This is a genomic window from Afipia sp. DC4300-2b1, assembly GCF_049895725.1.
In the GTDB taxonomy this organism is placed as follows: domain Bacteria; phylum Pseudomonadota; class Alphaproteobacteria; order Rhizobiales; family Xanthobacteraceae; genus Afipia; species Afipia broomeae.
Window position 1 is genome coordinate 355998 of the sequence record NZ_JAFCSX010000003.1, and the last position, 14912, is coordinate 370909.

Annotated in this window: 11 protein-coding genes and 1 pseudogene; 4 read left to right on the forward strand and 8 right to left on the reverse strand. The window is 62.8% G+C overall.

The genetic code is table 11. The features are described 5' to 3' along the window. Nucleotides 1-471 precede the first annotated feature (471 nt). Nucleotides 472-1959 (reverse strand): annotated as a pseudogene (locus ACP7AL_RS14110) (sensor domain-containing diguanylate cyclase). Between the two features lie 154 nt (nucleotides 1960-2113). Beyond that, complete coding sequence (locus ACP7AL_RS14115) at nucleotides 2114-3775, reverse strand: outer membrane beta-barrel protein (protein ID WP_425992225.1); 1662 nt, start codon at nucleotides 3773-3775, stop codon at nucleotides 2114-2116. A gap of 248 nt (nucleotides 3776-4023) precedes the next feature. Between ACP7AL_RS14115 and ACP7AL_RS14120 the strand changes: the two genes are divergently transcribed. Next, entirely contained in the window at nucleotides 4024-5037 is a 1014-nt protein-coding gene (locus tag ACP7AL_RS14120; RefSeq protein WP_425992227.1) for a KpsF/GutQ family sugar-phosphate isomerase, read from the forward strand. 95 nt (nucleotides 5038-5132) lie between these two features. On the opposite strand, the gene ACP7AL_RS14125 is transcribed toward ACP7AL_RS14120, so the two are convergent. The 6 genes from ACP7AL_RS14125 to ACP7AL_RS14150 all read right to left on the reverse strand — a co-directional run bounded on the left by ACP7AL_RS14125 (nucleotide 5133) and on the right by ACP7AL_RS14150 (nucleotide 11959). Then, nucleotides 5133-5576 carry an NfeD family protein gene (locus ACP7AL_RS14125; protein ID WP_425992229.1) on the reverse strand — a complete coding sequence of 148 codons (444 nt, stop codon included), beginning with the start codon at nucleotides 5574-5576 and terminating at the stop codon, nucleotides 5133-5135. Between the two features lie 5 nt (nucleotides 5577-5581). After that, nucleotides 5582-6562, reverse strand: a complete 981-nt coding sequence (locus ACP7AL_RS14130; RefSeq protein ID WP_425992231.1) for an SPFH domain-containing protein — start codon at nucleotides 6560-6562, stop codon at nucleotides 5582-5584. 345 nt (nucleotides 6563-6907) lie between these two features. Continuing rightward, complete coding sequence (hemH, locus tag ACP7AL_RS14135; protein ID WP_006018872.1) at nucleotides 6908-7945, reverse strand: ferrochelatase; 1038 nt, start codon at nucleotides 7943-7945, stop codon at nucleotides 6908-6910. A 49-nt stretch (nucleotides 7946-7994) separates the two neighbouring features. Further along, nucleotides 7995-9068 carry a nickel/cobalt transporter gene (locus ACP7AL_RS14140; RefSeq protein ID WP_425992960.1) on the reverse strand — a complete coding sequence of 358 codons (1074 nt, stop codon included), beginning with the start codon at nucleotides 9066-9068 and terminating at the stop codon, nucleotides 7995-7997. 143 nt (nucleotides 9069-9211) lie between these two features. After that, nucleotides 9212-9862 (reverse strand): DUF1007 family protein, encoded by a 651-nt coding sequence (locus ACP7AL_RS14145; RefSeq protein ID WP_425992233.1) that lies wholly within the window; start codon nucleotides 9860-9862, stop codon nucleotides 9212-9214. A gap of 12 nt (nucleotides 9863-9874) precedes the next feature. Then, the gene (locus ACP7AL_RS14150) at nucleotides 9875-11959 is read right to left on the reverse strand and encodes a M3 family metallopeptidase (protein WP_425992235.1); all 2085 of its coding nucleotides are present in this window, start codon (nucleotides 11957-11959) and stop codon (nucleotides 9875-9877) included. A gap of 130 nt (nucleotides 11960-12089) precedes the next feature. Here ACP7AL_RS14150 and ACP7AL_RS14155 point away from each other — a divergent pair, with 130 nt between their 5' ends. The 3 genes from ACP7AL_RS14155 to ACP7AL_RS14165 all read left to right on the forward strand — a co-directional run bounded on the left by ACP7AL_RS14155 (nucleotide 12090) and on the right by ACP7AL_RS14165 (nucleotide 14894). Continuing rightward, nucleotides 12090-12350: a hypothetical protein gene (locus ACP7AL_RS14155; protein ID WP_006018868.1), complete on the forward strand. Its 261-nt coding sequence runs from the start codon at nucleotides 12090-12092 to the stop codon at nucleotides 12348-12350. A gap of 632 nt (nucleotides 12351-12982) precedes the next feature. Beyond that, entirely contained in the window at nucleotides 12983-14125 is a 1143-nt protein-coding gene (locus tag ACP7AL_RS14160) for a type III PLP-dependent enzyme (RefSeq protein WP_006018867.1), read from the forward strand. 166 nt (nucleotides 14126-14291) lie between these two features. Further along, the gene (locus tag ACP7AL_RS14165) at nucleotides 14292-14894 is read left to right on the forward strand and encodes a GNAT family N-acetyltransferase (protein ID WP_425992238.1); all 603 of its coding nucleotides are present in this window, start codon (nucleotides 14292-14294) and stop codon (nucleotides 14892-14894) included. Nucleotides 14895-14912: the final 18 nt, after the last annotated feature.

The window sequence follows — 14912 nt, forward strand, 5'->3', positions numbered from 1 at the left end:
TTTAAGGCGGAGCAGGGATGCGGCGCCTGCGCGCGTGTCTCGCACACACGCGCCCGGGAGGCTGGGGTCACCGTCCGGGCCAACTATGTGGCTCTGCCGTTCGCCGGCTGGACGCGGAGCGGACGAAGGCGGCGAAAGCCGTCCGGATCAGGGGTCGAGTAACCTCCCCCGTCCGCACCCGGAAGTACGGTCCCCTCGCCTAAAGTCCCGCAATGGAGCGCCGCAAGGCGATGCGCTTCCGGAAGACCATCGCCTCGCACGCGATGCCGGAAGCGAGACAAAGACAAGGTGCGCCTCGCGGCGCTCCATGCCCCTCATATTGAGGGCGCGAACGAGGCAGGCCTCGCGCGCGCTGTGAGGGGCACAACGAAAAGCTCACCTCGCGCAATGCGCGAGAGCGAACGCGCACGCCTTTCGTTGGCGCGAATGGAGCAAGCCCCACGCGCGCATGCTGTTTGAAAATTGAATCCGTTACGCGACGCGCGACAGATGCACTCTCGGCGTCGCCACCGACTGATTACGGCCGCGCGACTTGGCTTCGTACAGGGCCTTGTCGGCCGCTTCGATCAGGTGCGCCGGCTGCATAGCTTCATTCGGCACGACACTCGCCACACCGACACTGACGGTGGTGGCTCATTTGTCCGCGGACAGCATTTCCACACTGGTGCGGATGTTTTCACCGATCGCAATCGCCATATCGGCCGAAAGCCCCGGCAGCAGCACCGCGAATTCCTCGCCGCCGTAACGCGCGGCGCAATCTCTCGCACGCTCCACCGCACCCGCGATGCTGGTTGCGATCCGCACCAATACCTGGTCGCCGGCCTGATGCCCGAACATATCGTTGTAGGTCTTGAAGTGGTCGGCATCGATCATCAGAAGCGCGAGCGGCTCCTGACGGCGCTGCGCCCCCAGCCATTCCTGCGCGATGACCTGATCGAACCTGCGGCGGTTTCTGAGCCCGGTCAGCGCATCGGTGATGGCGAGTTCTGCGAGCTTGTCCTCGGCACGCCCGCGCCGCTTGATTTCCCGTGCCAGCATCATTGTCGCTCCGGCGACGAATGCGATCAGCGCCAGCATGATCCCCCCGACCCGCAACGCCTGGCTGCGCCAGATGGCGAAGATGTCAGTCCAGGATTTGCCGACGATAACGACCAGCGGATGACTGCTGTCGCGCCACACATAGAGACGCTGGATCGGATCGATCGCGCCGGCCCCTTCAAACGTTCCGCTCTGCTCCACGAGGACACGTTTGACACCGGGACTCTGGCTGAGGTCCCTGCCGATCACATCCAGATCGAACGGCGTCCTCATGATCACCACGCCATCCCGCCGGACAACGCTGATAACATCCTCCGCTGCAAGGCTGAGGCGCTCGAACAGGTCGTGGAAGTAGCTGAACCGCAACGAGCCCGCAACCACGCCGAGAAAGGCGCCGTCCCTGCCTGTGATCCGGCGGCTGAGAACGATCGCGTAAGCACCGCGATGCAGACCTGGCCGGCTGATCAACAGACCGGCATTGGGGTTATCCCGGTGCACCGAGAAATAGTTTTCGTCGGAGCGATTTTCCGGCTTTGGATCGTCCGTCGCGGAATCGTGGAGGAGATTGCCCGCGGCGTCGAACACCTGGATCGCGCCAAAGTGCTTAGCGGTCGCGGCATGGTCGAACAGAATGAGGTTGAGCAACCGCTTGCTGACGCCGGCGAGTTCCGGCTCAATCATGTTGTTCGCGACATTGCGCAGCGACAGATCGTAGAGTTCGATGTTGCGGCTGATATCGGAATCGATCGTCGTGGCGAGGTTTTCCATGGATCGAAGCGCCAGCGCCTGCTCGCTGCGGCGCATGTCGAGCATCATGCTGCCGCAGACCGCCGAGAAGCCGACGATCGTCGCAATCGAGCACCACACCAGCAGCTTGGCCGAACTTCGCCCCGGCCGACCCTTTGGCAAACGCAACCGCATCGCACCCTTTCCCTTGAACGTGCCTGAATGCGCTCAATTCGTTGCGGCGGTCTTTAGATGATTGGTTTCATATTGTTCGGAGTTAACGAAATATTTCCGGATTGCGCCGGAATGGAGCGACCGGACAACGGCGCATATCCGCAGGCGGGTGCCGCTAGCGCTGCACGCGGATGCCGAGCATCACCACGGTCGCGGCAGAGCTCGCGCCGTTGGCGGAACTGTTCAACCAGTCGTGCCGCACCTGTCCCTTGATCTGGAACGTGCGCGACAGCTTGTAGACCAGATCGCCTTCCACAAAGTAGCGCCGGTCGAAGCGGGTGCCGTCGTAGTCCGACGTCCCGGTGCCGACCTTCGCCGTGCCGATCAGCCAGCGCCGGAACGCATGATCGACCTGGAGCGAGTAATCGCGGGAGATCACGCCGGAGACGCCCGGCAGCGTGGTCTCGTCGATCGAGGATGTCGCATCGAACCGCACCGTGGTCAGCCCGGTCGCAGTCCAGATCAGCGACGCGCTGGTGAGCAGGCCTTTCATGTCGGTGAGGCGCGGATCCTGATAGGTGCGCCGCGAATAGCCGATTGCGGCCTCGCCGGTCAGCAGCCGCGAAAACTCGAACGAGGTGCCGGCCTTCACGTAGCCGCCCGTGGAATCGCGCTGATAGCCGGAACGATCGGACTTCACGTCGTGAAGACGCGTGTCGGCGGAGAACTCGCCGAACGGCTTGAGACCAGGCATCAGATCGTAGCTGACGCGCCCAAGTCCGCCGAACTGGTTGAAGTTGCGGTCGTCGTTGGTGAAGGTCGAGCCGTCGGTGAGCTTCGACTGCTGATAGGTCGTTCGGTCCGCGAGGCCGGCGACGGAAACCGTCAGCCGGTTGAAATCGTGTTCGACACCTGCGGTGCCGCCGATATTCGTTGCCAGCGGATATTGCGCCAGGCCCGCCTGGATGTTCGGCGAGCCGGGATTGTCGGTGAAGACCCGCATGCGCAGTTCGGTATTGATGCGGGTATCGCGCGCCGCATCGACGCGGCCCGTGATCTTGCCGTTGAAGGTCGGCGCGTCGATGCTGGTCGGCACCGGCGACGGCCCGCTGGCGGTTGGCGGAAATGTCGCCTCGTAACCGGTGAACGAGCCGCGCAGGTCCGCGATCAGCGAATGGCGCTCCCAGTCGGACGCGATCAGCAATTCAGGCGCGACCGTGTAGAACGCCGAACCCTTCGGCGTGTTGATGCGTCCGGGATTGGTGTTGTAGCCGCCCCAAAGCTCGACCGCGGCCTTGGTGAGAAACGTGCCGGTGTGGAAGCCGACATTGGCGAACGGATCGTCGTCCACCTTCAGGCGGCGGCGTTGCGGCTGGCCGGGGAACGTGCCGGCGACCGATTGCGAAACCGGCGCAGCGATCTTTGCTTTGGGTGCGGCGGGCGGCGGATTGCCGGGACCAGCGATCTTCGGCTTCGGTGCGCCGGGATAAAGTTTCGGCTTCTTGCGTGTGCGGTTGAGCGAGTCGAATCCGACATCCGCCGCCCCTGAAGCAGGCGGGACACCGTAGGTCGGAATCGCCCCGATCCGCGACGGCGCCCTGGCACTGCGCTTCGGCGTGTCGTCGTCGGCCCCGTTGTCCGCCGTCTTGCGAAGCAGCGACTTGTCCGCCGGCGCAAAACCGCCCTGCGCCGGGTTCATCATGTCCGCGGTCAGCGCCTGCGCCAGCGCCGTTGCAGGGTTCCACAGGATCAGCACGCAGCACACCGGCAGCACGCGCCATCCGGACGCGCGCCAGCGATGATCCCACAACCGGACAGGTTGCTGTGAGCCCTGCACTTTTCACTCTTCTCCCGGCCCCGAAAGCCACGTGGGACCGCGCCGGAAAACGAAACAACTTCAAGCAATTGGCGGCCAAAAACACTGCCGTCCGGCGTTGCTGAACGCCGTTAACAGAGTTAAAACAATTATGGTTAACGGAGCGTTGCGGGCGGCCTGGCGCGTCGCCTCAGGCGCTTGAATGTGCTAGGAAATGTCCCGGATTGGCGCGCGCGTCGCGCTGCCGTCCTCTTCAACCGGAATCCCGCATGGCCACTTCAAAACCGCGGACGGCGACCCCTTCCGCGACTCGCGCGGCATCTGCCGCCATCGAGTCCGCGCTGCGCACCCTGGATGCCGAGGCGAGCGGCATCACCGCACTCGTGAACGCCCTGCAGTCGGATCTCGGGGCGGCTTTCGATGCCGCCATCGCGCGCGTCCGCGATGCCAAGGGCCGCCTGATCGTGACGGGCCTCGGCAAATCCGGCCACATCGGCAAGAAGATGGCGGCGACCTTCGCCTCCACCGGCACGCCGTCATTCTTCGTCCACGCGGCGGAAGCCAGCCACGGCGATCTCGGCATGATCACGCCCGACGACGTCATCATGGCGCTGTCGTGGTCCGGCGAGACCGCTGAACTCAAAAACCTGATCAACTATTCGCGCCGCTTCCGGATCGGATTGATCGCGGTCACGTCGGAAGCGGACTCCACGCTGGGCGCCGCCGCCGACATCGTGCTGACCTTGCCGAAGGCGCGTGAGGCCTGCCCGCACAATCTCGCCCCGACCACGTCGTCGCTGATGCAGCTTGCGCTCGGCGACGCGCTTGCCGTGGCGCTGCTGGAAAGCCGAGGTTTTACCGCGCTCGATTTCAGCGCCCTGCATCCTTCCGGCAAGCTCGGCGCCATGCTGAAATTTGTGCGCGACCTGATGCACAAGGCCGAGGCGGTGCCGGTGAAGCCGCTCGGCACCAGGATGTCCGACGCGCTGGTGGAGATGACATCCAAGGGCTTCGGCTGTGTCGGCATCGTCGACGCGCGCGGCGAGATCGCCGGCATCGTGACCGATGGCGATTTACGGCGTCACATGCGGCCCGACCTGATGACGGCAAGCGTCGACGAGGTGATGACGAAAAATCCAAAGACCATCAGCCCGGATCTGCTTGCCAGCGAGGCGCTGGAAATTCTCAACGCATCAAAGATCACCGCGCTAATCGTGACCGAGGGCAAGACGCCTGTCGGGATCGTGCACCTGCACGATATTCTGCGCGCCGGCGTGGCGTAACATCCCTTCGCATCATTGCGAGCGAAGCGAAGCAATCTTGTGGATAAAACTGGATTGCTTCGCCGCCATGTTCCTCGCAATGACGGCAATTGAACCTAGGCTGCATCGACTTTCAGACTCGCCCCATCGGCGCTGACGATCTTCACACGGCTGCCGGAAGGTGCATCCGGGCCCGAAACGCGCCAGACCGTATCGTCGATCCTCACCGTGCCGACGCCGTCCACGATTGGCTTCTCAAGCGTGAAGACGCGGCCGACCAGGCCTTCCGCGCGCCTGTTGAGAAACGGCTTGTCGGTCGGCCTGGCATTTCGTCCCGAGTAGTATCGCCACAGCGGCACCATCGCGATCGCCAGCGCGGCAAACGCAATGACCTGCGCCTGCCACGACCACGCGATGCCAAATGACAGCAGCCCAACGATCAGCGCCGCAAGGCCGAGCCACAGCATGAACACGCCGGGCGCAAACGTCTCAATCGACATCAGCACCAGGCCGATGATGAGCCAGTTCCACGTCCCGAGTTTCGACAGGAGTTCAACCATATCGATCACGCTTTCGGATTGGTGTTCGGCACGGTGGGCGGACGGCGAACTCCTGCGGTAGCGGACGTCGCGCTCTCGCCAAAGGTCGCCTTTGCGATCTCTCCGATGCCCGCAAGCGACCCGAGCATGCCGGTCGCTTCGATCGGCAGCATGATGATCTTCTGGTTCGGCGACTCCGCAAGCTGACCAAATGCTTTGATGTACTTGTCCGCGATGAAATAGTTGAGCGAAGCGACATCGCCGCTGGCGATGGCATTGCTGACCATCTCAGTCGCTTTCGCTTCGGCTTCCGCCGCACGTTCGCGGGCCTCGGCATCACGGAATGCAGCCTCTCGGCGGCCTTCGGCCTGAAGAATCTGCGACTGCTTGGCGCCTTCTGCGCGCAGGATTTCAGACTGCCGCTGGCCCTCGGCCTGAAGAATGTCGGCGCGCTTGACCCGCTCGGCCTTCATTTGCCGGCCCATCGCCTCGACCAGATCGTGCGGCGGCACAATGTCCTTGATCTCGATGCGGTTGACCTTGACGCCCCACGGCGAAACGGCGGCATCGACCACGCGCAGCAGCCGCTCGTTGATTTCATCGCGGTGCGACAGCACCTGATCGAGATCCATCGAACCCATCACTGAGCGGATATTGGTCATGGTCAGCGTCACGATGGCTTGATTGAGATTGGAGACTTCGTAGCTTGCCTTGGCGGCATCAAACACCTGGTAGAAGGTGACGCCATCCACCGTGACGGTGGCATTGTCCTTGGTGATGACCTCCTGCTGCGGAATCTCGATCACCTGCTCCATCATGTTCACCTTACGCCCGACGCGGTCGAAGTAGGGAATGATGATGTTGAGGCCCGGACCCAGCGTGCGGGTGTATTTGCCGAACCGTTCGATGGTCCAGTCGTAGCCCTGCGACACCGTTTTCACGCCGGCAAACAGCGTGAAGATCACAAGCAGAACGAACGCGATCGCAAAAATATCGAAACCGGACATTTAAAACTCCCTGCAAATAAACCCGAAGCGCAAAACCTGAGATGTGGGCAGCCTAGTGTCCTGAATCCGAAGTTCGCTTCATTTTACAGCAACCTCCATAGCGAACTTCGGATTCAAAAGGACACCAGAAAACTATGATTCCAGTGTGGTTTTGGTTCGCAAGTCCGCAAAGAACGCGCCGTAGACATGATGCGGACTTGCGAACCACCACACTAGCACGGGCACGCGACAACCGCTCTGTCGCTTGGTCGATTTAAGCGGGGATACGGTTCGAAAGAGAGGAAAAGTCGCGCCTTGAAACGGGCGGGAGGGGCAATTAAATCGCGGCCGCTCGGGTCCAGCCTTTTAAATCCAGCCTTGCAGCTCGCGCAGCACGACCTGGCGGATCACATCCATGCCCTCGTCGCTGTCGTTCAGACACGGAATGGCCGAGAATTCCTGACCACCCGCCTTGTGGAAGATCTCGGCATTCTCCATCACGATCTCTTCAAGCGTTTCAATGCAGTCGGCCGCGAAGCCCGGCGTTACAACGGCAATCCGCCGCACACCGTCCTTCGCAAGCTGTTCGACAGTCTGGGCGGTATAGGGCTGCAGCCATTTCTCATAACCGAACCGCGACTGGAAGGTGAGCATCAAACTCTTCTCGTCGAGACCCATGCGCGTGCGCAACGCATTCACCGTTGCAACGCACTGCGCCTGATAGGGATCGCCCTTGTCGATGTACGACTGCGGCATGCCGTGGAACGACGCCACGATGGTCTCAGGCTTGTAAGATAACGTCGCCAGATGACGCTCGATCGAGACCGCAAGGGCATCGATGTAACCCGGGTCGTCATAGTAAGGCGGCGTGAACCGCACCGTCGGCTGTGCACGCATGTCCTTGAGCGCGGCGGCAACCTTGTCCACCACCGTCGCCGAGGTCGACGCTGAATATTGCGGATAGAGCGGCATCACCAGAATCCGGTCACAGCCCTGCGCCATCAGCGCATCGATCCGCGACTTGATCGACGGATTGCCGTAGCGCATGCCCCAGTCGACAACGACATGCTTCTGATCCGCAATCGACGCAGCCAGCTTCTCGGCTTGTCCGCGCGTAATCGTCTTGAGCGGCGACTCGTTCTTCTCGGTGTTCCAGATCTTCAGATAATCCTTGGCCTTCTTGGCCGGACGAATCTGCAACACGATGCCGTTGAGAATGATTTGCCAGATCAATCCGTTGTTCTCGATCACGCGCGGATCGGACAGGAACTCGCGCAGATAAACGCGGACACCCTTCGCGTCGGCTGTGTCAGGCGTCCCGAGATTGACCAGCAGCACGCCGACGCGCGACCGCGCCGGTTGCGCGGCGGGCCGATGTGCATCGAGGGGAATGACGGCTGTCATGATGGGTCTGGCATCGCGCGTTGCAGAAATGTTGTCAAGGCGACCGGGATCAGAAACAGGTGACGCGTTCCGCGGCAATGTATCCCAGCAGCAGGCCGGTGCCGAACAGCAGCACCAAGGCCGCGGCGCCAAACTCGATCCCGCGCAGCAGGATCGCCCCGCCGCCATCGCGGCCGGCAGCCATCCGGCCGGCGAGCCCCTTGGCCGATACCGCGATGATCGCGATGGCCGAGACGGTGATCGCGGTGCCGAGCCCCATCAGCAGCGTTGCCGCCACGCCGGCCCAGAACAGGCCCTGCGCCAGCGCGAATACCAGCACCAGAATTGCGCCGGAGCACGGCCGGATGCCAACCGTCAGGACCGCGCTCAATCCGCGCGACCAGCCGCCGGGGCCGGCCAGCGCGCTCGGCTCCGGGCCATGGGAATGACCGCAGTGCTCATCGTGAACATGATCCGGATGATTGTGATCATGGTGGTGGGCATGCGCGTGATCGTGGGCAACTCGCTCATGCGTATCGTGGGAATGCCCATGATCGTGATGGGTATGATCGTGACCGTGCGCATGCGCCATCGCAGGAACGAGCGGCGTCGGCGCACCGCGCCATGACCGCAGCGCGCGGAAAAATCCGCCGCCTTTGCTCCAGACCAGCCGCGCACCAAACGCCGCGATCAGACCATAGCTGGCGATTTCGATGACACGTTCGGCCCCGCACATCTGACCGGCTGTCACATTCAAGACGGCTGCGCCGATGCCGACGATGGCAATCGCCATCAGCGCCTGCATCAGGGCGGAGACGAAGGACAGCACGATGCCACGCCTGGCTGTCTCCTCGTTGGCGACGAGGTAGGACGAGATCACCGCCTTGCCGTGTCCCGGGCCGGCCGCGTGAAAGACACCGTAGGCGAAGGAAATGCCAAGTAGCGCCCATACCGCGCTCCCATCGGTCTTGGCGGCACGAATGGTCTTCGACATCTGGAGATAGAATTCGGATTGCTTGGCGAGCAGCCATCCGATGATGCCGCCGACCTGCGGCTCGGCAACGGCTCCCTTCGGAGCGCCGAACGGGTTCTGCGCCATCACTGCATGGACGACGCCATCGAGATAGACCGCAGCGAGAAGCATCCCCGTCACGACAGCTAATTTACCCCAGGCGTCATTCCGGGATGCGCCTGTTGGCGCAGACCCGGAATCCTTTCCTTCCATTGCAATTCCGGATTCCGGGTTCGATCGCGCGGCTTGCGCCCCGGAATGACGACGTACTGACATCATGGTGCGCAATCCACCGAGATCTTGTTCGCGAACATCGCGCCATAGTTCGAATTATCGCCGTTGAGGAAGGTGTCCTCGTTGAGCTTCTGCGCCTGCGCGCTGCCGTCGGTCGGACGCTGGACCGTCAGCTTGCAGGTCGCCGGGGCGCCGACCAGCGTTACCGGGTCCTTTTCGTTCAACTGAAAATCGATGAAGTAGGACGGATCGAACACCTCCAGCGCGAGCGCGGAAGTCTTGACCGGCGCCTTGAACGGCAGCGTGAAGTGCAGCGTCAGCGCCGAGTCCTTGTATTCGAGATAGTAGTCGATCGGATCGTTGAATTTTTCCTTCTTCTGGCTGCCCGCGCCGCCTGCCTTGGCGAAGGTAAAGAAGGCGTATTCCTTCAGCGACTCGACATTGGTCTGTGCCAGCGGTTTCAGCTCGTCGCGGGTGTAAACGCCTTTGGTCTTGCTCTCGATGCCCTGCAAGGCATAGGTCGAGAACATGTCGTCGAAGGTCCATGCGTGACGTATGCCGGTGATCGATCCGTCCGGCGCGTAGATCACTTCGCTCTTGGCCACGATCCAGACATGCGGATGCGCCTGCGCCGCACCGGCGGTGACTGCCAGCATAGCCACAGCGAAGAAACACTGAATGAGACGGCGCATCGTTATCCGGTCCTATGCGGCTTCAGGTTCGTTAAGCAGACCGCGGCGGCGCAGCAGCGCGTCGGGTTCAGGTTTGCGTCCGCGGAAGGCAATGTAGGCATCTTCCGGATCGCGTGATCCGCCCGACGAATAAATGTCGTCATGTAGGCGCTTCGCGACCGCCGGATCGAAGATGTCATGCGCTTCCTCGAACGCGCCGAACGCATCTGCATCCATCACCTCGGACCACATGTAGCTGTAGTAGCCCGACGCATAGTGATCGCCGGAGAAGATATGACCAAACTGCTGCGGCCGGTGGCGCAGAGCGATTTCCGCCGGCATGCCGATTTTCTCAAGTTCCTGCTTCTCGAACGCGCGTACGTCGGTGATCGACGCCGCCGGCTGGGTGTGGAATTCGAGGTCGATCAGCGCCGACGAGACGAACTCCACCGTGGCAAAGCCCTGGTTGAACTTGCGCGCGGCGATGAAGCGCTTGAGCAGATCCTCCGGCAACGGTTCGCCGGTCTGATAGTGCCGCGCAAACTTTTGCAGCACCTCGGGCCGTTCCTGCCAGTGTTCGTAAAGCTGGGACGGCAGCTCGACGAAATCGGTGAACACGCTGGTGCCCGACAGCGACGGGTATATCACGTTCGACAGCATGCCATGCAGCCCGTGGCCGAATTCGTGGAATAGGGTACGGGCGTCGTCGGGCGACAGCAGCGACGGCTGGCCGTCGGTGCCCTTGGAGAAATTGCAGACATTGATGACCAGCGGCGCGACATCGCCATCAAGTTTCTGCTGGTCGCGCAGCGACGTCATCCACGCGCCGGAACGCTTGGAGGGCCGCGCGAAGTAGTCGCCATAGAACAGCGCCTTGTGGTTGCCCATGGCGTCCTTGACCTCCCACACCCGCACGTCCGGATGCCAGACCGGGATGTCCTTGCGCTCAACGAAGGTCACCCCGAACAGCCGGGTCGCGACGTCAAAGGCGGCGTCGATCATATTGTCGAGCGCGAGATAGGGCTTGATCGCGGCATCATCGAAATTGGCGCGGCGCTGGCGCAGCTTCTCGGCGTAGTAGCGCCAGTCCCAGGCGGCGAGTTTGAAGTTACCGCCCTCCTCGGCGATCAGCGCCTGGAGCGCGTCGCGATCGGCCATGGCACGGGCACGGGCCGGCTTCCAGACCCGCTCCAACAGGCCACGCACGGCCTCCGGCGTCTTGGCCATGGAATCTTCCAGCCGGTAGGCGGCGAAGCTCGGATAGCCGAGGATTTTCGCCCGCTCCTCGCGCAGCTTGAGCACTTCCAAGATGACGGCATTGTTGTCGTTGGCATTGCCGTTATCGCCGCGCGCGATGAAGGCCTTGTAGACCTTTTCGCGCAGATCGCGGCGGGCAGAATCCTTCAGGAACGGCTCGACGAAGGAGCGCGACAGCGTCACCACCATCTTGCCCGGCATCCCGCGCTCGTCCGCCGCAGCCTTCGTGGCGGCGACAAAGCTGTCCGGCAGGCCTGCCAGATCGTCCCCGCCCAGCTCCATGGTCCACTCCTGCTCGTCGCCGAGCAAATGGTGGCTGAAAGATGTCGCCAGATGCGCCAGCCGCTCGTTGATCTCCGCGGTCCGGGCCTTGGCGGCCTCGCTGAGGCCCGCGCCGGAGCGATGGAAGCTGGTCCAGGTCCGCTCCAGCAGCCGCGCCTGCTCACCCGTCAGATTGAGCGACGCCGCCTTGTCGCGCAGCTTCGAGACGCGGCCAAACAGCGCGGCATCCATGGAGATCGGATTCCAGTGCCGCGCCTGCGTCAGCGCCACTTCGGACTCGATCTTAAGAAGCTCGGGATTGGAGTGGGCCCCCACGAGGTCATAGAACACCGCCGACACCTTGGAGAGCAGCTTGCCGGCGCGCTCCAGCGCGGTGACGGTATTTTCGAACGTCGGCTCGGCCGGGTTCACCTTGATCGCCTCGATCTCGGCGGAGTGATCGGCAAAAGCCTTGTCGAAGGCCGGCAGGAAGTGCTCGGGACGGATGTCGGCGAAGGGCGGCGTCTGGAACGGTGTCTGCCAGGCCGCCAGCAGCGGGTTGGTATGGGAGTCGACAGCCGTTGAGGACGCTTCTGACATGGTGAGGCCTTATTTCCAGCGATTTCCAAGGCATTCTCTATAGCATCCGGTGGGGCTTTTTTGCGCCCTTGCCGCTTGATTGACGCGTCGATTTCGCAGAGATTGCGGCCCGAAACGGGATCACAAAGTCATGAACGCCAAGAAGCTCGAAGCCAACGCCCGCGAAATCGCGTGGCCCAGCGTCATCACCGTCATCAGCGCCGCCATCCTGATCGGCGCCGAGGTGTTCGGTGCGGCCTTCGCCGGCGGCTGGGCGCTCGCGATCCTGTTCGGCCTCAGCGACACCGCCGCGCACATCGTCCAGATCGTGCTCTTCCTGATCGGCGTCGCGATCATGATCGCCTTCGTGCGCGGCGCTCAGCGCGTCGAGCCCTTCACCCGCAAGATCTGAGATTCCGGCTGCGCCGCAGGCGCTTCTTGCACGCCGAAAATTAACGCGCATTCATCTTTCTCTCAGTTCGTTAACCCGCGCGCGGCATTTCGATCACGATGCGTGGAAAGTTGTCTCGCGGGCAAAAAAAAACTTGCACCACCGAGTCAAAACTCATATTTCACCCTTGCCCAATTTCGCACGTGCCTGTGGTCGTGTGTCAGTCGGTAGGTATCCGGACAAGAGGCCGGACAGCCGCCAAGGGACGAAGAAGCCGAGGGTCGCTTAGCTCAGACTAAGAGGCCAGCATCTCTCTCCAGAGATGCCGTTGAAGGTGACTTTGCTCCTTGCAACCGTGACTGGCAGCCGGAGGCGAACCGGCGCACCCCGCTCTCAACGGGGGACGCGACTTAAAGCAACGACGGATCGGGCTTTTTTGGTCTCTACCGGCATTCCACCGCCGGCGCGGGCTACTGAAAAGGCTTGTCCTTCATTGCCAGGTGTGCGGGCGGGAGCTTTCCCAACCAATCCACGGCAGCACAGTTTGGTCTGAGTTTTAGGCTCTGTCGCGCTTCCATCTCGCGACAAAGGCTTATCGCTCATACCGACATCATTTTTGGACGTCCCGTCGCAGGGCCGTTTGGGAGGGTGCTATGACCGATCGTATCCAGGAATTCCTGCGCAACCGCCGCAGCGAGGGCCTCGACACCGAGCCATGTCTCGTCGTCGACCTCGAGGTCGTGCGCGACAACTATCAGACCTTCGCGAAGGCGCTGCCGGACTCCCGCGTGTTCTACGCGGTGAAGGCCAACCCGTCGCCTGAGGTGCTGTCGCTGCTGGCCTCGATGGGCTCGTGCTTCGACACCGCGACCGTCGCCGAAATCGAGATGGCGCTGGCCGCCGGTGCGACGCCTGACCGCGTCTCGTTCGGCAACACGATCAAGAAGGAGCGTGATATCGCGCGCGCCTACGCGCTCGGCATCCGCATGTTCGCGGTCGATTGCTCCGCCGAAGTCGAGAAGATCGCCCGTGCTGCACCCGGCGCGAAGGTGTTCTGCCGCATTCTTTACGATTGCGCAGGCGCCGAGTGGCCGCTGTCGCGCAAGTTCGGTTGCGATCCGGAAATGGCTGTCGACGTGCTCGAACTCGCCAAGCGTCTGGGCCTGGAGCCATATGGCATCTCGTTCCATGTCGGCTCGCAGCAGCGCAAGGTGAAGGCGTGGGACCGTGCGCTGGCGATGGCCTCGACGGTGTTCCGTGACTGTGCCGAGCGTGGAATCAACCTGTCCATGGTCAACATGGGCGGCGGATTCCCGACGAAGTACCTCAAGGACGTTCCTCCGGTCGTGCAGTACGGCCGGTCGATCTTCCGTGCGCTTCGCAAGCACTTCGGCAACCAGATCCCGGAGACCATCATCGAGCCGGGCCGCGGCATGGTCGGCAATGCGGGCATCATCGAGACCGAAGTCGTTCTGATCTCGAAGAAGAGCGACGACGACGAGAACCGCTGGGTCTACCTCGACATCGGCAAGTTCGGCGGCCTCGCCGAGACGATGGACGAGTCGATCCGTTACGCGATCCGCACGCCGCATGACGGCGCGGATATGGCTCCGTGCATTCTCGCCGGCCCGACCTGCGACTCCGCAGACGTGCTGTACGAGAAGGTGCCGTACCCGCTGCCCGTCACGCTCGAGATCGGCGACAAGCTGCTGATCGAAGGCACGGGTGCGTATACGTCGACGTACTCGTCGGTGGCTTTCAACGGCATCCCGCCGCTGAAGACCTACCACATCTGATCTAGCCGGATGCGCTAGCAAAAGTGGGGACCGGTTTTGCGCCCGAGCGCATCCGGTTCTTTCGAGAAAACGGGAGCCGGTCCGCCGGCTCCCATCCCGTCACATCGCTATTTTGCTGACAACGCTCCGCGGCTGCCTTGCCGTCTGGAGTGGGGACTGACGTGCCATGACTGCTGTTTGGAAAAAGACCACTGCCCTCACCCTCGAAGCCGCTCCGTTCGCGATCCGTGCGGAACGAGCCTCGGACGTCGTTGCGCGTGAAGCGCTGCTGGATGCGAGCTTCGGCGAAGGCCGGTTTGCCCGCACCTGCCAGCGCCTGCGCGACGGACGCGCGCCCGCCGAAGGCCTCGCCTTCACGGCGGTGCGTGAGGGCCGTGTGGTCGGCACCGTGCGGTTGTGGCACGTCAGCGCCGGGGGCATCCCGGCGCTCGTGCTCGGCCCGCTGGCCGTGGATGCGCCGTGCCGCTCGCTCGGCGTCGGCGCGGCGCTGATGGAGCATGCGCTGGCTGCCGCCAAGGCTCGCGGCCATGGCGCAGTGATCCTGCGCGGCGACGCGGCCTACTACGCCCGCTTTGGCTTTTCGGCCGACAAGACCGGCGAGCTTGCGCTGCCCGGCCCGTTCGAGCGCGAGCGGTTGCTCGCCGTCGAACTGCGCCAAGGCGCACTGGACGACGCCTTCGGCATGATTGTCGCCACCGGCGACAAGCTGCGCGGCCCTGCGCCGCGTGCGAACGGCAAGGCGCGAAAGCTTCTCATCCAAGCCGCTTGATTTGAGCGCAAAGACCCG